Genomic DNA, 17,814 nt, shown 5'->3' on the forward strand with positions numbered 1-17,814 from the left:
ACATTAATACTCGTAGGGTACAGAGGTAAGATGTTCTATCTTTCAGACCTTTTGTTTCACGTTATTGGATTAGGCTGATTCAGCCGCCCCAGTCAGTTTTTGACTGGGGCGTTTTTTATTGGGCGAAAGAAAATTATTCTTTTGGATCAGCAGCTTAAAGTTAGCCTTCAAAAACCTTCTTTTTTGACCTTTCTAAGTTACTGCAAAATCTCGATTTTTCCTTCAAATTTATTGCGTTATTCATCCTGTAAATTTACGCCAGTCACACTATTATTTTTTCTTGAAAGAAACTAAGTTACATCTTTTTGAAGATTTGCTTGGCTTAACTGTCTGAATTGTAACGCTATTGGGTGTTTTTGGAGTGAATGTTTGGTGATACACAGGAAACAAGAGCGCTTTTTAACCTATTGAAATCGAATCTCAGTTCAGCAATGCTTCGTCACATAACAATAATTACCAATTTTTCTCTCCCGTTATCCCTGCCAGGAAGGCGGGGATTTTTATTGCCTGTTATTTAGTTCAGATAAACAAAAGCCCCACCAAATGGCAGGGCCGTGTCGAAGAAATTTAACAAATATTGTTAATTATTCTTCATCGCTCGCTGGTATCTCTTGTTCGTCTTCTTCTATCAGGTGTGCTAGTGCTGGTGCAAACCAGGTATCCAGTTTTGCACGTAGCTGATCGACACCTAATCCTTTAAGTGAGGAGAACACATCAACAGAAACGTCACCACCGAAAGTTTCTACTTGCTTACGAACTTTCAGTAGAGTTTGTTTGCGTGCACCACTTTTTAGTTTATCTGCTTTGGTTAGCAAAACCTGCACAGGAATGTGGCTATCGATGGCCCAGAAAATCATTTGTTGGTCGAGATCTTTCATTGGATGACGAATGTCCATTAGAACCACTAAGCCTTTTAGGCACTCGCGTTTCTGTAGGTATTCACCCAAAGATTTCTGCCATTTGTTTTTCATTTCTACCGGTACTTGAGCAAAACCGTATCCAGGTAGATCGACAATGTGACAACCTTCTTCTACTTTGAAAAGGTTGATTAATTGCGTACGACCAGGTGTCTTTGATGTCTTGGCTAAGCTTTTTTGATTAGTTAGACGGTTAAGTGCACTCGATTTACCAGCGTTTGAGCGTCCTGCAAACGCAATTTCGACACCTTCGTCTTCCGGCAGGTGACGAATATCGGGTGCGCTGGTGATGAAATGCGTATTTTGGTAATGAATTTTTACGCTCACTGTTAACTCCATCTCGACTTTGTGTAGTCGATTGATTACTTTTTTGTGAAAATGTGTAAAATAACCGTGCTCGGCATAAGGTCGCCTATTGTACCATGAGTGTACGCGGTATGTTCACATTCCGTGGTACTGGAAGCTTGATAATTATAATGGAATGTCATGAAGAAATTAGCGCTAATTTTGAGTCTTTTAGCCAGTTGCTCAGTATGGGCCCAAGGTAATATTGAGGCTGGTAAAGCAAAATCACAAACCTGTGTCGCCTGTCACGGAGCAGATGGCAACAGTGCAATAACAACGTACCCGAAACTCGCAGGCCAACACGCTAAGTATCTTGAGAAGCAGTTAAAAGAACTTAAGCTAGGCATGACAAGTGGTGGTAAACAAGGTCGTTACGATCCTGTAATGAGTGGTATGGCAATGCCACTGAGCGATGAAGATATCGCAGACCTATCTGCTTACTACGCTTCGCTACCAGTTTCAGAAAACTCAACACCTGAAGATGTAGTAGCAAAAGGCAAAACGCTTTATACCGCTGGTGATGCCGAGCGTGGCCTAACCGCATGTATTGCATGTCATGGTCCTCGTGGCAATGGTACTGAGCTTTCAGGTTTCCCGAAAATTTCTGGTCAGCATGCTGACTACATCAAAGCTCAGCTAGAAAAATTCCGTGATGGCGACCGTGGTAATGATATGAATGCCATGATGCGCGACATCGCGAAGAAAATGACAGACGAAGATATCGAAGTGCTGTCTAAATACGTTGGCGGTCTGCACTAATATACCTAAATCGCTCAAGAACCTGCATCTTGAGCTGGTTGGGTAGATGTCCCTACATCGTTCGAGCAACTTGTACAAAAATGCCCTAGTGAATCCACTAGGGCATTTTTGTTCGTGACAGATATCACAGTCGAGTTTGGATACGAAAGCGATAGTTGGCTCGGCAGTTTGTGAGACATTTGCCATACTTGATGTTGGCTTTTTCTTGTTAGTGTTTTTAAGTTTTTGATTAAATGATAATTTTGATTTTTTAGAAAAATAGGCGGATTATTTTTTCAACCCATTACTTGTGAGCATAACGGGATGGCGTAAAGTAGAAGTCGTTCACAGGGAGTGAATGTAAGGATTTAAGACCACGGTTTAGGTCTCCAAGGATGTAGCTCGGATGCTTGGTGATTTAGAAAGGGATTTAGATAGGTAGGGAGCCTATCAGATAAGGATGGTCATCTCGTCTGACGGTTAAGACAGTGAAACGGATCAGGCACAGGAAGTTGCTCAGTAGACAGGAAGTAAACGGATAGCCAAAACTCATCAGGAAGATGAAAAACAACTCTTTTTGGCAGGGAAAGCTCTAAAAACAAAGGGATCATTGGTGCACCAAATGTGTGCAACACAGTTTCGCCAATTGATGGCACTTAGAAAGCGACAGTCTGACTGTCGCTTTTTTTATATCCGTTGACTTGCTCAGTCGTAACTTGAATTGATATTACTGCACTTATTTAGCTTTATAGGTTGTAAACAAAGTTTTTTAACAAAAATTGCTGAAAAAATACTCAACAACACTCCAATCCGAGTTCACTTTCTGGTATGTTTCGCATCCCTGTTTGAGGAAGTCAGCATGCATACCTGTCCTTTATGCCAAAATCAGCGCACTCACCATTATTTTGAAGATAAGCGTCGTGAATATCTTCAATGTGAGCAGTGCAGCTTGGTATTCGTAAATCCAGACCAACGTTTGGATGCGGAAAGCGAAAAAGCTCACTATGATTTGCATGAGAACAACCCCGATGATTTGGGTTACCGACGCTTTTTGTCGCGTATTGCTGACCCGATCACAGAGCGAATTTCTCCACAATCAAATGGTATTGACTTTGGTTGTGGTCCTGGCCCAACGCTCTCCTTGATGCTGGAAGAGGCGGGGCACAACATGGCGTTGTACGATCTCTACTACCACCCTGATACGTCGGTTTTAGAAAAAACGTACGACTTCATGACAGCAACAGAGGTGATAGAGCACCTCTACCACCCAGATTTGGTGTGGAAGCAATGGTTGAATTTAGTTAAGCCAGGGGGCTGGATAGGCCTGATGACGAAAATGGTCATCGACGTGGAGGCTTTCAAATCATGGCATTATAAGAACGATCTCACTCACGTAGTGTTCTTTAGTCGTGACACGTTCCAGTTCCTAGCAGAGCGGGATAAGCTCGAACTCGAATTTATTGGTAATGATGTAATTTTACTGAGGAAACCCCAGTAATGAGCCGTAGTAAAAAATCTAGAAAACCGGGTGCCGCTGGTGCACCTGAGTTTGTTGTAACTCGTAACCGTACAGAATCTGATGTGGAAGGCCGCTTACGCAAGCGTGCTAAAAAGCGTAAAGGTCTGAAAACGGGTAACCGTAACTCAGAAGTTAACGAGCAGAAAAAGCAAGCTGCTGCACAAAATCGCGACCCGCGCTTAGGCAGCAAAAAGAAAATACCTCTGATTGTTGAACCTGCGAAGAAAATGACGAAGCAAGAGCGTCGTTTGTCGGCAGAGCAAGAACTAGAGATGCTAGAAAATGACGCGCAATTGAACGTGTTGCTAGACCGTATTGAAGCGGGTGAAAACCTGGGCACAGGTCTACAGAAATTCGTCGATGAGAAACTCGATCGCATTGAGAAGCTAATGGACCAACTAGGTTTGTTGGAACCTGAAGAAGAGGAAGACTTCACTGCACCTGCTGAGAAAAGCACGCGCAACGATGATGACTTGCTGGCAGATTTCGACGACATTAATTTCGACGACTATAAAGGATAATTAAGCTATGAATGTAACCTTATTAGCTATTGCTGGTGTTGTGATTATCATCGCACTCGCTTCTTATGCAGGTTACCTTCTGCTTCAATTGAAAAAGCAAAAGGAATTGCAGCTGAAGCATCAAAAATTGGCGATAGACAAACGTAACGCCAACATTTTTGAGAATGTGCATACCTTGTGTCAGGCGGGCATTCAAGGGCAGTGCGATTTATCTGAAATCAGTATCCGTGTGTATAACATCATGGATTATGTACAAGGTGAAGACCGCGTTGATTTCGATAAAACGTACCCTGCGATTTCTGAGCTTTACCACATAGTGAAAGATATGGCGCGTGGCGAAGAACGCCAACAACTTGCCAAGAAAGAGCGTATGCAACAGAACTTGACGCGTCATAAAGCGGAAAGCCGCCTCACTGATGCGATTATTGAGGAGCTCAAAGTGTTGCAGAAAAACGTCCAGCCACTGAATAATCAAATCAATATTCAGATGATTTAAGCGCGACCCCCAATAGTCTCCTTATGACTAATGGGGGTATCGTGATCACGCTAGCACTTCTTTAGTTTTATACTTAAAAAGCCAGTCGGCGTTGCCACGCTTGTCATCGTCGTATGGCAAAATAGCGGCTCTGAATATCGGGTGACGGCTTTCGTTGCCCTAGCATTTAACGGAAAGTACCACCATGTCGAATCAACACACTGAATCGAAACAGCAAATCGTCTGGGATCAAGCGGTATTGGATAAGTACAACTATTCCGGGCCTCGTTATACGTCGTACCCAACGGCGCTGGAGTTTCATGAAGCGTTCACCATTTCTGATTATGATATGGCATGCACTCAATACCCAGAACGCCCATTATCGCTGTACGTACACATTCCGTTCTGTCACAAGCTTTGTTACTACTGTGGATGTAATAAAGTCATTACGCGCCACTCGCACAAAGCGGATGAATACCTCGACGTGCTTGAACACGAAATTCGTCAACGTGCTGCATTACTTGTTGGTCGCACCGTGACGCAATTGCATTTTGGTGGTGGTACACCGACGTTTCTCTCTGAAAAGCAAATCACGCGTGTAATGAGCCTGCTACGCCAAGAGTTTACTTTTAGTAGCGATGCTGAAATCAGTATCGAGGTTGACCCGCGTGAAATCGAGCTGACCATGCTGGATCATCTGCGTAGTGAAGGCTTCAATCGCTTGAGCATCGGTGTGCAGGACTTCAACAAAGAAGTGCAAAAACTGGTGAATCGTGAGCAAGATGAAGAGTTCATCGTTGCGATGGTTGCGCGCGCAAAAGAGTTAGGCTTTCGTTCGACGAACCTAGATTTGATTTACGGTTTACCGAAGCAGACCAAAGAATCTTTTGCCAAGACTCTAGAACAAGTGCTAGAGATGCAGCCGGGCCGTCTATCCGTGTTTAACTACGCGCACATGCCACAGCTATTTGCAGCGCAGCGTAAGATTAAAGACGAAGACCTGCCAAAAGCAGAGGAGAAGATGGCGATTCTGCAAGACACCATCGCGACACTGACTGGTGCTGGCTACCAATTTATCGGTATGGACCACTTTGCTTTGCCGGACGATGAACTTGCTGTTGCCCAGCGCGAAGGTATTTTGCATCGCAATTTCCAAGGCTACACCACACAAGGTGAATGTGACTTGGTTGGCTTTGGTGTTTCTGCAATCTCGATGATCGGCGATGCGTACGCGCAAAACCAGAAAGAGCTGAAGAAATACTACGCTCAAGTCAACGAACTTCGTCACGCTCTATGGAAAGGGGTCTCGCTGGACTCTGATGATTTGCTCCGTCGTGAAGTGATTAAGCAGCTGATTTGTAACTTCAAGTTAGACAAGAAAGCCATTGAGTCTGAGTTTAAAGTGAAGTTTGATCAGTACTTTAAAGAAGACTTACAGCTACTTCAGACCTTCATCAACGATGAGCTGGTGGAAGTGGATGACAATGAAATTCGTGTGACGCTGCGAGGTCGTTTGCTGATCCGTAATATTTGTATGAGCTTCGATAAGTACCTGCGAGCGAAGGCGCGTCAGCAACAATTCTCTCGTGTTATTTAATCCGAGATACAGATTCAAGATATAAAAAATGCCAGCAGATGCTGGCATTTTTTTATGTTTTCGCTGGATTTAAGCGCGATCTTTTACTTTTTCTTTCAGTTCCGCTTTTTCTGCTTCTGAAAGGAACGCAATCTCAAGGCCATTGATTTGCGCTTGGCGAATCTGGTCTTGGCTCAGACCAGCGGCTGGTGCCGCTACTTCGTATTCGTATGGCAGTTCGATACCTTCAACCGCTGGATCGTCAGTGTTAAGACACGCAAGAACGCCATGCTCTAGGAACTGCTTGAGAGGGTGGTTTTCTAGCGTTTCTACCGTACTTGTTTGGTAGTTTGACGTCAGGCAAGATTCAATACCAATGCGGTTTTCTGCTAGGTAATCCATCAGTTTTGGATCGTGAATCGCTTTTACGCCGTGACCGATACGAGTTGCGCCTAGCTCATTGATTGCTTGCCACATGCTCTCTGCACCTGCTGCTTCACCAGCATGGACCGTTACCCCAAGGCCAGCATCGCGTACTTGCTTGAAGTGAGACACAAAGCGATCACCCGGTTGGCCTAGCTCGTCACCCGCAAGGTCGACGGCAACGATGTGATCTTTCTGGCTCAGAATGCCGTCCAGTTCTTGTTGACATGCGTCAGTACCAAATGTACGACTCATGATACCGATCAGGTTGGCTTTCACGCCAAAATCGCGCATACCCGCTTGCACACCGTCCACGACGGCTTCAACAACCCCCGCTACTGGTAGTTTGTGTTTCATCGCCATGTAGTAAGGAGAGAAACGCAGCTCTGCGTAATCGATTTGTGCGTTTAGCGCGTCTTCTACGTTTTCGTACGCGACACGACGACACGCATCTAGATCGCCCAGTACAGCAACACCCCAGTCGAGCTTAGAAAGGAAAGCAACAAGAGAGGGTTCCGCTTCGACAATTTGAACGTGAGGAGTGAGAGACTCAATATCGTACGCTGGTAGGGCAATGCCAAACTTTTGGCCTAGCTCAAGAATCGTTTTAGTACGAATGTTACCGTCGAGGTGACGGTGCAAATCAGTAAGAGGAAGGTTCTTCGTTATCATTTTGTCGATCCGGATAGTTATGAACTGGAACAGGGCCCAAACATCATCTGTGACAATACATGGGTAAGATTTGCAGTTAAGTATAAATAACAGTTGGGTAGATTGTCAGTAGAGGATGACTAGGAAATCAACGATTCTCGCTCTTTTCTACTTCATGTTCACCAAATGTGTTGGCCATTCTTCTAGTGGCATAGGGCGGCTGTAGTAGAAGCCTTGCACCTGATTACAGCCTAAAGAGCGCAGTAATTGTGCTTGATTGCTATCCTCGACACCTTCCGCGACGACATTAGTTTTGAGACCTGCTGTGATATTGATGACGGCAGCGACGACTGAACTGTTTAAGTTTTCTTGTGTGAGTTGATTGATGAAGGTGCGATCAATCTTCAAGCAGGTAAACGGCAGAGAGTGGAGGTAACCCAGTGATGAGTAGCCGGTGCCAAAGTCATCTATCGCGATACCAATACCCATTTCACGCAGTTTAGTCATATTTTCTAGTGTGGTCGGTGCGCTATCAATGATACGTGATTCTGTGATCTCTAGTGTGAGGTTACTTGCTGGTAATTTCGTGATATCCAATACGCTTGTCACCGTATCAACAAAACTTGGGCAAGATAGTTGATTAACGGAGATATTCACATGCAGTTGGAAGTCCGACGGCCACTGTTTGCTTTCGATCGCTTGGTAAGTGTCGCGACAAGCTTGTAACAGAATCTGTTGGCCGATGGCTTTGATCATGCCGCTTTCTTCCGCGATTGGGATAAAATCTAATGGTGACACCATACCTGAGTCGCTATGCCAACGCGCAAGTGCTTCGGCGCCACACACTGTGCCACTGACGAGATCCACAATCGGTTGGTAATGAGGAATAAACTCTCGGTTTTCAATGCCAGTTTGGATCTTGGTCAGCATTTGTGTACGAAACTTTGAAGCGCTCGCTAGTTCTGGGCTGTAGTGACAAACACCAGTCAGTGAGTCTTGTTTGGCGTAACTTAATGCGATGCTGGCGTTGCGTAACCATAAAGGCATGGTTTCGTTTGGCTGGGTTTGTACAATACCAAGTGAAATCTTCATCACTACATTCTCGCCTTCCACCATAAATGGGGTGGAAAAGAGTTGCTGTAATCGACGCTCGGTTTGTTTAATTTTGGTTTCCGTGTCGACATTTGAGAGAAACACCGCGAATTCGTCACCACCAATCCGAGCCAATAATGCGTTGTCACGAAACTGCTGTTTTAACCTTTTAGCGATGCTGACCAACAACTGGTCGCCGTTGTGATGACCCACACTGTCGTTGATATCTCTAAATTTGTTGATGCCAAGTAAAAATAAACTGCCGTGACAAAGATGAGACTGATTTTCACAGATTTCGACCAAACCCTGACGACTATATAAGCGTGTCAGAGAGTCATAAACCAACTGTTCACGCAATGCTTTGAATGAAGCTCTTAGATTGTTCGCCATTTCATTAAAAGCATGGACCAGTACGGTTGTCTCATACACATAACCAGGCTTTGGCATGCCGCTATCCCAATCCCCATTTGCCAGGTGCTGAGCGGCGGCGGCCGTCGCGTTAATTGGTCTGGTAACTCGGTTGAAAATGATCCAACTGATGGCGATCCCAAATAGGCTTACAATAATGCCAACGAGCCAGCTCTCTTGCTGGCTTTTCGGTAACAGGCCGAGAAGCTCGGACTCCGAAATGGAGGTGCCAATAAACCATGTTAAGCCGTCTTGGTCTCGATACGGGGTTAGCCGACTGAAAATACGTTGGCCATCATGTTCAAATGAAAAAGTATAAGGTTGCTTGGTGTTGTTGAGATCGAAAGACCGGACGCGGCTCGCACTGATTTTGATGATCGGGTCTGCGTTTTCAGCGGCAAGCAAACGCTGCCCTTTATCCGAAAATTTTGTGCCCCATGAGATGACGCTTCCCGGGCCTGAGTGAGCGATTAAACGATGATCTGGGTCCATGATGTAGACCGACGCTTTAGTGTTGTATTTTAACTCGCGCAGGAATTCGTTGAATGTATTGATACGAATGTCTGTCACCAAAACACCAGCAAATTGGTCGTGTTTGTACACCGGCGTCATGGCTGATAGCGTAATATCCTGGCGTTCATCAGCGTTGGTATAAATTTCAGACCAAGTGGCGTTTTGGCTCTCCGCAACGGGCTTATACCATGGGCGAGTGCGAGGATCGTATTGGGAGATAACCGTTCGAATGTTGTTACTCACATGGTTGGTTCCATAAATAACCAGATCACCATCGGTGTGGCGATCTTGCACCATTAAGGTGTAATCGTCGGAAAGTTCGCGGCGAAAGCCTGCAAAGTCGCCGTTTTCTGAACCAAATGCGATTACATCCAACTGCGGTATCGATTGGTAAAGATTTTTGAATGCACTTAGCAGGTAGTTTTGAATGTCTGAGGTATCGTGAGGGCGATAAAGGTTGTGATAGCTGACGTTGTGCGCGAGAGCCATAACCGCAGTAAAAGGCTTACGTAGATAGCTATTGAGGTGGTCGTGGACACTTTCGGTTAACGCGGAAAGTTGCTTGTCACTGATATCCGTGACCACTTCTTCGTAACTTTGTTTTTGGACGTAGACAATGACACCGATCGCCAGTAAGAAGATCATGACAAATGGAATCAGAACAGCAGTACGCAGTGTAATTTGAGTCGTAGCAGTAGACATCGCCTAATCACATAGATGGTGGTGCGCCACAATTGTACTGATGTTTTTATTAATATCGAGTGACAAACGACGCTCGTTGTTAACGCACCACGTAAGTGATTGTCAGTACAATTCTTTTAATTTTCTGGTGAGTGTATTTCGCCCCCAGCCTAATACTTTAGCGGCATCTTGCTTATGACCTTTAGTGTGCTCTAAGGCTGCTTCTAATAAAATGCGTTCAAATTCTGGTAAAGCGTAAGAAAGTAGTTCTTTATCTCCTGCTGCGAGTGAATGCCGTGCCCAATCCGCCAATTGTTCTTGCCAACTACCATGTGCAGAGTCTGAAATGGATTTTTTCTCTTCGAGTAGTTCGCTTGGCAAGTCATTTGGTAACACTTCGCTACCACTGGCCATAACGGTTAACCAACGGCAAATATTCTCTAATTGACGAACGTTGCCAGGCCAATCAAGGCGGTTAAGAATCTCCACGGTCGACGGGTGGAGAGTTTTTGTTTCCACACCAAGCTCATCAGCCGCACGGATAAGAAAATGCTGTGTAAGCTTTTCAATGTCTTGCTTACGCTCACGCAGTGCCGGGATCTGAACGCGAATCACGTTTAAGCGATGAAATAGGTCCTCACGGAAGTCACCTTCGTGCACCAGCTTTTCTAAGTTCTGGTGTGTTGCCGCGACAATTCGTACATCGACACTGATCGGAGAGTGACCGCCCACTCGATAAAACTGCCCGTCAGCTAGAACGCGTAGTAAACGAGTTTGAATGTCTAATGGCATGTCGCCGATTTCGTCTAAAAATAGAGTGCCGCCATTGGCTTGTTCGAATCGTCCTTGACGAACATTGTTTGCTCCCGTAAACGCGCCTTTTTCGTGGCCAAACAGTTCTGATTCAATCAAGTCTTTGGGAATCGCCGCCATATTGAGCGCAATGAAAGGTTTGTTAGCACGTGGACTGTGACGGTGCAGTGCATGAGCAACGAGTTCTTTACCCGTGCCCGATTCACCGTTAATCAAGACTGAAATAGAGGAGCGAGAAAGACGACCAATGGCGCGAAACACCTCTTGCATCGCTGGTGCTTCACCGATAATTTCAGGCGTTTCTGCTGGAATGTCTTCTGGAGAGAGCTGCTCGCGTTTGTTTTCGTGGCTGTGTGCAATGGCTCGTTCAACCAGAGTTAAAGTTTCATCAATATCAAAAGGTTTTGGTAAATATTCAAAAGCACCTTTTTGGTACGCATTCACTGCCGCATCTAAATCTGAATGCGCGGTCATGATAATCACGGGAAGGTCTGGGTAATCGCGCTGTACTTGTTTTAGTAGCTCCAACCCATCAATACCTGGCATGCGAATGTCTGATACTAGAACATCCGGCACTTCGCGTTCGAGCGCCATTAACACGCTTTCTCCATCGGCATAGGTTTCACATTTGATGTTGGCAGAGGAGAGCGTTTTCTCCATTACCCAGCGAATTGAACTGTCGTCATCAACGACCCAAACATATCCTTTACTCATGTAGTAATCCTTGCAGCAAACCGAAAAACTGACGCGACTTGAAGTCCATTAGCGCAATCAGATCGGCAGATAAATAGTAAATGTTGTGTGACCAGGCCAGCTTTCTACGTCTATTTTTCCATTGTGCTGGTCGATCAAATTTTGCGAAATAGATAGCCCTAATCCAGTTCCTCCCTCGCGGCCACTGACCATGGGATAGAACAGCGTGTCTTGTAGTTCCGGTGGAATACCTGGGCCGTTGTCTGTGATTTCGACACGAGCAGCGAGTTTACAGCGTTTGCCGTGAATATTGGCTTGATGCACCGTTCTGGTGCGAATGGTTATTTTCCCGTGTTCTTGATGGCTAAGAATTTGTGCGGCGTTGCTGACGATATTAAGCATTGCCTGCTCGATTTGGTCTGTATCCATCAAAATCTCTGGCAAGCTTGGGTCATAATCTCGTTCAATGATGATTGAGCGTTGTGACTCTAATTCAACCAGTTGGCGAACCTTTTCAAGAATTTGGTGCAGATTCTCTTGTGTCTTCTTACCTGGCTTCTGCGGTCCTAGTAATCGATCCACGAGCGCCCTTAAACGGTCTGCTTGCTCAATGATGATGTGTGTATATTCGGTGAGAGAGGGCTCTGGCAGCATTTTTTCTAACAATTGCGCCGCACCGCGTAAGCCGCCAAGCGGATTTTTGATCTCATGTGCAAGCCCTCGGACTAACAGCTTCGCCGCTTGTTGTTGGGCGTGTTGGTTCAGTTCTTGAGAGAGTCGGCGCTGCTGATCAATTTTGCGCATCTCGACCAGAAGCATTAACTGCTTTTGCCAAGTGATAGGGCTAACCGTCACCTCTAGCATTAAAGGGCGGCCATCAACAACGAAAGTGACGTCACTGTCGGTGATGCTTTGGCCACTTTGCAACGGTTGAGTGAGCAGCGCGAGATCCAGCGACGCATGCTGAATCAATTGAGAAAGTGATTGTTCAATAATTCGTTTGGCGCTTTGAGAAAACAGCAATTCGGCAGCCGGATTGGCATAACGGATGGCCAATCCATCATCAAGAATCAGCGTTGCTGTCACCATATTGTTGAGAATGGCACTAGGAAGACTGGTATCCACATTACGTCCTTGTTTTGCTTTAAGATTGTGCGATGCACAATAATGGTGCAATTGAACGTTAAGTATGGCGAATAAATCTTAGAAGAAAAAGTGAAAAGCATCGCTGTGATGTGATTTTTTTTCACCAGATATTCTATTTTGCCCCTTTTACGGTCGGCTTAACACTTGCTTTATGTAAATGCACCGTTATAGGGCTAGTAGATGCAATAAGCTTGCCGCTTCTTTTCGCGTGCACAGCAAGTGTGTGAGTGCCTCGGTCAATATTGTTTAACTGCCACACTATATGGTTTTGTGGTGCACCATAAGGTTTTCCATCGAGTAACAATTGCAATTGCTCACCGATACCAAGCTTGCGATTGGTTTCTAATTGAATATTGATGATGCCTCGATTACTGCGGATGGTCTCGTTGTGCTTGGGAGTCAGCATCGAGAGTTGTAATGGGAGAGGCTTCTCGGTTGTTTTCTCTGGCTTGTTTTGTGATGCAGTAGATGGCGTAGTCTGAGGTGCGAGCGATTCAGTACTTTCTACCTCAGGAGCTGGTGCGCTGGCTTCAAGGTTTGGCAGTGCGATCGCTTTTGCTCCTTTGTTTGGCGTATCACTAAAGTGAACCACGCCATTTTCATCTACCCACGTATACGCGACCTGCGCGAAGGCGATAGAGGCGATTAACAATCCGCTGAGTGCACACAGTGATGGAATAAGCTGAACTTTCATTGCTCACCTTCTCTTGTTCGATGATTTCACGTTTCAATGGCTTAGCTCTTTGACCTGTAAGGAAAAAATTCTAAGCGTATTTTTATTATCCCCTCATGTTAAACGTCGAAGCTTGACTGGCGAATACAAAAAAGGCCCGCCTGCGAGGCGAGCCTAATATTTTATTGCTGTGTTTACATTTTACACAGTGTCGACCTTACACAGAGTAGTAAAGTTCGAACTCAACAGGGTGAGTTGTCATGTTCACACGTTCTACGTCCTGAGACTTAAGGTCGATGTATGAATCGATGAAGTCGTCAGAGAATACGCCGCCCGCTGTTAAGAACTCACGATCAGCATCTAGCTCTGCTAGCGCGTCTTTTAGTGAGTATGCAACAGTTGGGATTTCTGCTGCTTCTTCAGCTGGAAGATCGTAAAGGTCTTTATCCATCGCTTCGCCTGGGTGGATCTTATTCTTGATACCGTCAAGACCAGCCATAAGCATTGCTGCGAAACATAGGTATGGGTTCGCCGCTGGGTCACCGAAACGAACTTCGATACGACGTGCTTTCGGGCTTGGTACCACTGGGATACGGATTGAAGCAGAGCGGTTACGCGCTGAGTAAGCTAGCATTACTGGTGCTTCGAAGCCTGGTACAAGACGTTTGTACGAGTTTGTTGATGGGTTAGCGAATGCGTTGATTGCACGAGCGTGTTTGATGATACCACCGATGTAGTAAAGCGCCATTTCAGATAGACCGCCGTACTTGTCACCAGCAAATAGGTTTACGCCATCTTTTGCTAGAGACTGGTGAACGTGCATACCGCTGCCGTTGTCGCCAACAAGTGGTTTAGGCATAAACGTCGCTGTTTTACCAAACGCGTGAGCAACGTTGTGTACAACGTACTTGTAGATTTGGATTTCGTCAGCTTTGGTTGTTAGCGTGTTGAAACGAGTTGCGATTTCGTTTTGACCCGCCGTTGCCACTTCGTGGTGGTGCGCTTCAACAACAAGACCCATTTCTTCCATTACTAGACACATAGCAGAACGGATGTCTTGAGATGAATCTACTGGAGCTACTGGGAAGTAACCACCTTTAACGCCTGGACGGTGACCTTTGTTACCTTCTTCGTAGTCAGAACCTGTGTTCCATGCCGCTTCTACGTCGTCGATTTTGAAGAAAGAGCCTGACATGTCTGTCGAGAACTTCACGTCATCAAATAGGAAGAATTCTGGTTCAGGACCGATAAGTACAGTATCTGCAACACCTGTAGAACGCATGAAGTCTTCAGCGCGTTTTGCGATAGAGCGTGGGTCACGGTCGTAGCCTTGCATTGTTGCAGGCTCTAAGATGTCACAACGGATATTTAGTGTTGCGTCTTCCGTGAATGGGTCAAGCACAGCAGAAGATGCGTCAGGCATCATTACCATGTCTGATTCGTTGATACCTTTCCAGCCAGCAACTGATGAACCATCGAACATTTTACCTTCTTCGAAGAAGTCTGCGTCGATTTGGTGAGCAGGGATCGAAATGTGCTGCTCTTTACCTTTTGTATCAGTGAAGCGTAGGTCAACAAACTTAACTTCGTTTTCTTGGATCAGCGATAGAACGTTTTCTACTGACATCTTGGATAACCTCCAGTGTTAATAAGCGGTAAAAGCTCGATTTATGAATTATTCATGAAACCTGGCATTGATTAATCAATTTGACTTTTCATTAATCGATGCTGTTTTAACTAAAGCCAAAACCGTGCCAAAAAAAATATTCCATTAATTTCAAGCAATTGTGTTTTTGAATGCTAGTTTGGTGCACTTGCTTGCACCAAAATGATCTTTGCTTGCACTATTATGGTGCCAAAAATCATTGTTGCACCATAATGTGACAGGTACATTGCGTATTCAGCCCAGTTTTTGAGCAAGAGTCAATTTGAATTATGCATCGATTAGAATAAAGTTGCGTTTAATCAATTCGTTCTGAGGAAGAAAATGGGCATTAAGCGTAAAAATCGCAGAAATGCTCGGGAGTAGATCACATATTTCTAGGCTTTTTGCTAAAATCTGGTACATTATGGCCGTTTTTTTAATCAGCAAATGTCGCCAGAGAGCACCCGTTCTCAGCGTGGGGGCATTTCATCTATCTAAGTGAATCAATATCCATGGCTACTCCACAGATTGATAAATTAAGAAATATCGCGATCATCGCGCACGTTGACCACGGTAAAACCACGTTGGTTGACAAGCTGCTACAACAATCAGGCACGCTTGAGTCTCGCGGTGAAGCTGAAGAGCGAGTCATGGACTCGAACGACATCGAGAAAGAGCGCGGTATTACCATTCTTGCTAAAAACACAGCAATCGACTGGAACGATTACCGTATCAACATCGTAGATACTCCGGGACACGCGGACTTCGGTGGTGAAGTTGAGCGTATCATGTCGATGGTAGACTCTGTACTACTTATCGTTGACGCTGTTGATGGTCCAATGCCTCAAACGCGTTTCGTAACACAAAAAGCGTTTGCTCACGGTTTAAAACCAATCGTTGTAATCAACAAGATTGACCGCCCTGGTGCACGTCCTGATTGGGTTATGGACCAAGTGTTCGATCTATTCGACAACTTAGGTGCAACTGATGACCAGCTAGACTTTAAAGTAGTTTACGCATCTGCACTTAACGGTTGGGCTTCTCTAGAAGAAGGCGAAACTGGCGAGAACATGGAACCACTATTCCAAACTATCGTTGATGTTGTTGACGCGCCAAATGTTGACCTTGATGGTCCACTACAGATGCAAGTTTCTCAGCTAGACTACAGCTCTTACGTTGGTGTTATCGGCGTGGCTCGCGTAACTCGTGGTAGCGTTAAACCAAACCAGCAGGTAACCATTATTGGTGCTGACGGTAAAACTCGCAACGGTAAAGTGGGTACAGTAATGGGCTACCTTGGCCTAGAGCGTCACGAAGTGGAACAAGCTAACGCGGGTGATATCATCGCAATCACTGGTCTTGGCGAGCTGAAAATTTCTGACACTATCTGTGCACAAAACGCAGTAGAAGCATTACCACCATTGTCTGTTGATGAACCAACAGTAACAATGACGTTCCAAGTAAACACGTCTCCATTCGCGGGTAAAGAAGGTAAGTTCGTAACGTCACGTAACATCCTTGAGCGTCTTGAGAAGGAATTGGTACACAACGTTGCACTACGCGTTGAGCAAACAGACGATCCAGATAAATTCCGCGTATCAGGTCGTGGTGAACTTCACCTTTCTATCCTGATCGAAAACATGCGTCGTGAAGGCTTTGAGCTAGCAGTATCTCGTCCAGAAGTAATCATCAAAGAAGAAGATGGTCAGTTGATGGAACCGTTCGAGACTGTAACGATCGACGTAATGGAAGAGCATCAAGGCGGCATCATGGAGAACATCGGCCTACGTAAAGGTGAGCTGAAAGACATGTCTCCAGACGGTAAAGGTCGTGTGCGTATGGACTTCGTTATGCCATCACGTGGTCTGATCGGTTTTCAAACGGAATTCATGACACTGACTTCAGGTTCAGGTCTTCTTTACCATACGTTTGATCACTACGGCCCTCACAAAGGCGGTAACATCGGTCAACGTGTAAACGGTGTACTAATCGCGAACGCGATGGGTAAAGCGCTAACTAACGCACTGTTCAACCTTCAAGAGCGTGGTCGTCTATTTATCGGTCACGGTGTTGAAGTTTACGAAGGTATGGTTATCGGTATTCACAGCCGTGACAACGACCTAACGGTAAACGCACTGAAAGGTAAGCAGCTAACCAACGTTCGTGCATCAGGTACCGATGACGCACAGGTTCTTACTCCGCCAATCAAGATGACTCTTGAGCAAGCACTAGAATTCATCGATGACGACGAGCTAGTAGAAGTAACGCCTGAAAGCATCCGTATCCGTAAGAAGTTCCTAACGGAAAGCGACCGTAAGCGTGCTTCTCGTGGCGCGAAATAATTTTCGTTAAGCGATTCAATTAAGAAGAAGCCTCGAGTTATGCTCGGGGCTTTTTGTTTTCTGGAGTTGAATATGAACCCGATTATTATCACCGGTGGGCCTGGTGCGGGAAAAACAACACTGCTGAATGCGCTAGACGCGTGTGGTTACGCCACGTTTCCTGAAGGGTCTCGCGACTTGATTGAGCAGCAAAGCCAGTTAGAAAATGGTATTTTGCCGTGGACGAATTTACCTGAGTTTGCCAAGTTATGCCTTGGGTTGATGGACAAACAAAAGAGTGATGCGCGTTGTCATGATGTTGCGTTTGTTGATCGCGCCATCCCCGACATCATTGCATACCTACAAGTGGGCGGCTGTAAGGTTGACCAAGCTTTCTTAACCGAAAGCGCTGGGTACCATAGTCAGGTGTTTACTTGTCGACCTGAAGCATCCATTTACGTACAAGATGAAGTGCGTCCGCACAGCTTTGAAGAAGCATTGGAGATTCATCAGTCGTTAGTGAGTGTCTATACTGAGTTGGGTTATGAAGTGGTAGAAGTGCCATGGGGAACTGTGCCAGAGAGGGTAGGCTTTGTTCGAAGAGTCATCGGTTTACTCGGTAAGGTCGCCGACTAAAACCTCCTCACTAGGAGGAGGTCTAAAT

Annotated in this window: 14 protein-coding genes; 7 read left to right on the plus strand and 7 right to left on the minus strand. The window is 45.5% G+C overall.

Going from position 1 to position 17,814, the window contains the following annotated elements:
- Positions 1–584: 584 nt before the first annotated feature.
- Positions 585–1,244 (minus strand): ribosome biogenesis GTP-binding protein YihA/YsxC, encoded by a 660-nt coding sequence (gene yihA, locus R7P36_RS09970; RefSeq protein ID WP_017635019.1) that lies wholly within the window; start codon positions 1,242–1,244, stop codon positions 585–587.
- Positions 1,245–1,403: 159 nt separating this feature from the next.
- On the opposite strand from yihA, the gene R7P36_RS09975 reads away from it, so the two are divergent.
- The 5 genes from R7P36_RS09975 to hemN all read left to right on the plus strand — a co-directional run bounded on the left by R7P36_RS09975 (position 1,404) and on the right by hemN (position 6,112).
- Positions 1,404–2,021: a c-type cytochrome gene (locus R7P36_RS09975; RefSeq protein ID WP_005379248.1), complete on the plus strand. Its 618-nt coding sequence runs from the start codon at positions 1,404–1,406 to the stop codon at positions 2,019–2,021.
- Between the two features lie 838 nt (positions 2,022–2,859).
- Complete coding sequence (locus R7P36_RS09980; protein WP_005379250.1) at positions 2,860–3,498, plus strand: class I SAM-dependent methyltransferase; 639 nt, start codon at positions 2,860–2,862, stop codon at positions 3,496–3,498.
- A complete protein-coding gene (gene yihI, locus R7P36_RS09985) occupies positions 3,498–4,040 on the plus strand; it encodes a Der GTPase-activating protein YihI (RefSeq protein ID WP_005379252.1) in 543 nt (180 codons plus the stop codon). The genes R7P36_RS09980 and yihI overlap by 1 nt, the downstream gene beginning before the upstream one ends.
- Before the next feature lie 7 nt (positions 4,041–4,047).
- Positions 4,048–4,536, plus strand: coding sequence for a DUF2489 domain-containing protein (locus tag R7P36_RS09990; protein ID WP_005379254.1), 489 nt, complete (start codon positions 4,048–4,050; stop codon positions 4,534–4,536).
- A gap of 184 nt (positions 4,537–4,720) precedes the next feature.
- The gene (gene hemN / locus R7P36_RS09995; protein ID WP_017635016.1) at positions 4,721–6,112 is read left to right on the plus strand and encodes an oxygen-independent coproporphyrinogen III oxidase; all 1,392 of its coding nucleotides are present in this window, start codon (positions 4,721–4,723) and stop codon (positions 6,110–6,112) included.
- Between the two features lie 69 nt (positions 6,113–6,181).
- Here the strand turns inward: hemN and add are convergent, their stop codons facing one another.
- From add to glnA, 6 genes are all read right to left on the minus strand, one after another.
- Positions 6,182–7,186, minus strand: a complete 1,005-nt coding sequence (add, locus tag R7P36_RS10000) for an adenosine deaminase (RefSeq protein ID WP_042522594.1) — start codon at positions 7,184–7,186, stop codon at positions 6,182–6,184.
- A 147-nt stretch (positions 7,187–7,333) separates the two neighbouring features.
- Complete coding sequence (locus R7P36_RS10005) at positions 7,334–9,880, minus strand: EAL domain-containing protein (RefSeq protein WP_213899385.1); 2,547 nt, start codon at positions 9,878–9,880, stop codon at positions 7,334–7,336.
- Positions 9,881–9,982: 102 nt separating this feature from the next.
- Positions 9,983–11,386, minus strand: a complete 1,404-nt coding sequence (gene glnG / locus R7P36_RS10010) for a nitrogen regulation protein NR(I) (protein ID WP_005379267.1) — start codon at positions 11,384–11,386, stop codon at positions 9,983–9,985.
- Positions 11,387–11,443: 57 nt separating this feature from the next.
- Complete coding sequence (gene glnL / locus R7P36_RS10015; RefSeq protein ID WP_017821940.1) at positions 11,444–12,490, minus strand: nitrogen regulation protein NR(II); 1,047 nt, start codon at positions 12,488–12,490, stop codon at positions 11,444–11,446.
- A gap of 133 nt (positions 12,491–12,623) precedes the next feature.
- Complete coding sequence (locus tag R7P36_RS10020; RefSeq protein WP_170890695.1) at positions 12,624–13,205, minus strand: DUF4124 domain-containing protein; 582 nt, start codon at positions 13,203–13,205, stop codon at positions 12,624–12,626.
- Between the two features lie 196 nt (positions 13,206–13,401).
- Positions 13,402–14,811: a glutamate--ammonia ligase gene (gene glnA, locus R7P36_RS10025; RefSeq protein WP_005379275.1), complete on the minus strand. Its 1,410-nt coding sequence runs from the start codon at positions 14,809–14,811 to the stop codon at positions 13,402–13,404.
- Positions 14,812–15,341: 530 nt separating this feature from the next.
- Here glnA and typA point away from each other — a divergent pair.
- Together typA and R7P36_RS10035 are read left to right on the plus strand one after the other, a co-directional pair.
- On the plus strand, positions 15,342–17,171 hold the full coding sequence (gene typA / locus R7P36_RS10030; RefSeq protein WP_005379276.1) for a translational GTPase TypA: 1,830 nt from the start codon (positions 15,342–15,344) through the stop codon (positions 17,169–17,171).
- A 72-nt stretch (positions 17,172–17,243) separates the two neighbouring features.
- Complete coding sequence (locus R7P36_RS10035; protein ID WP_065275007.1) at positions 17,244–17,786, plus strand: AAA family ATPase; 543 nt, start codon at positions 17,244–17,246, stop codon at positions 17,784–17,786.
- Positions 17,787–17,814 lie beyond the last annotated feature (28 nt).

The organism is Vibrio sp. 397 (assembly GCF_033339395.1).
Lineage (GTDB): Bacteria > Pseudomonadota > Gammaproteobacteria > Enterobacterales > Vibrionaceae > Vibrio > Vibrio alginolyticus.

Bases quoted from the DNA above. Each gene is read 5' to 3' on its own strand.
- R7P36_RS09975 (WP_005379248.1), top strand. From the start codon at position 1,404: ATGAAGAAATTAGCGCTAATTTTGAGTCTTTTAGCCAGTTGCTCAGTA.
- R7P36_RS09980 (WP_005379250.1), top strand. From the start codon at position 2,860: ATGCATACCTGTCCTTTATGCCAAAATCAGCGCACTCACCATTATTTT.
- yihI (WP_005379252.1), top strand. From the start codon at position 3,498: ATGAGCCGTAGTAAAAAATCTAGAAAACCGGGTGCCGCTGGTGCACCT.
- R7P36_RS09990 (WP_005379254.1), top strand. From the start codon at position 4,048: ATGAATGTAACCTTATTAGCTATTGCTGGTGTTGTGATTATCATCGCA.
- hemN (WP_017635016.1), top strand. From the start codon at position 4,721: ATGTCGAATCAACACACTGAATCGAAACAGCAAATCGTCTGGGATCAA.
- add (WP_042522594.1), bottom strand. From the start codon at position 7,186: ATGATAACGAAGAACCTTCCTCTTACTGATTTGCACCGTCACCTCGAC.
- R7P36_RS10005 (WP_213899385.1), bottom strand. From the start codon at position 9,880: ATGTCTACTGCTACGACTCAAATTACACTGCGTACTGCTGTTCTGATT.
- glnG (WP_005379267.1), bottom strand. From the start codon at position 11,386: ATGAGTAAAGGATATGTTTGGGTCGTTGATGACGACAGTTCAATTCGC.
- R7P36_RS10020 (WP_170890695.1), bottom strand. From the start codon at position 13,205: ATGAAAGTTCAGCTTATTCCATCACTGTGTGCACTCAGCGGATTGTTA.
- glnA (WP_005379275.1), bottom strand. From the start codon at position 14,811: ATGTCAGTAGAAAACGTTCTATCGCTGATCCAAGAAAACGAAGTTAAG.
- typA (WP_005379276.1), top strand. From the start codon at position 15,342: ATGGCTACTCCACAGATTGATAAATTAAGAAATATCGCGATCATCGCG.
- R7P36_RS10035 (WP_065275007.1), top strand. From the start codon at position 17,244: ATGAACCCGATTATTATCACCGGTGGGCCTGGTGCGGGAAAAACAACA.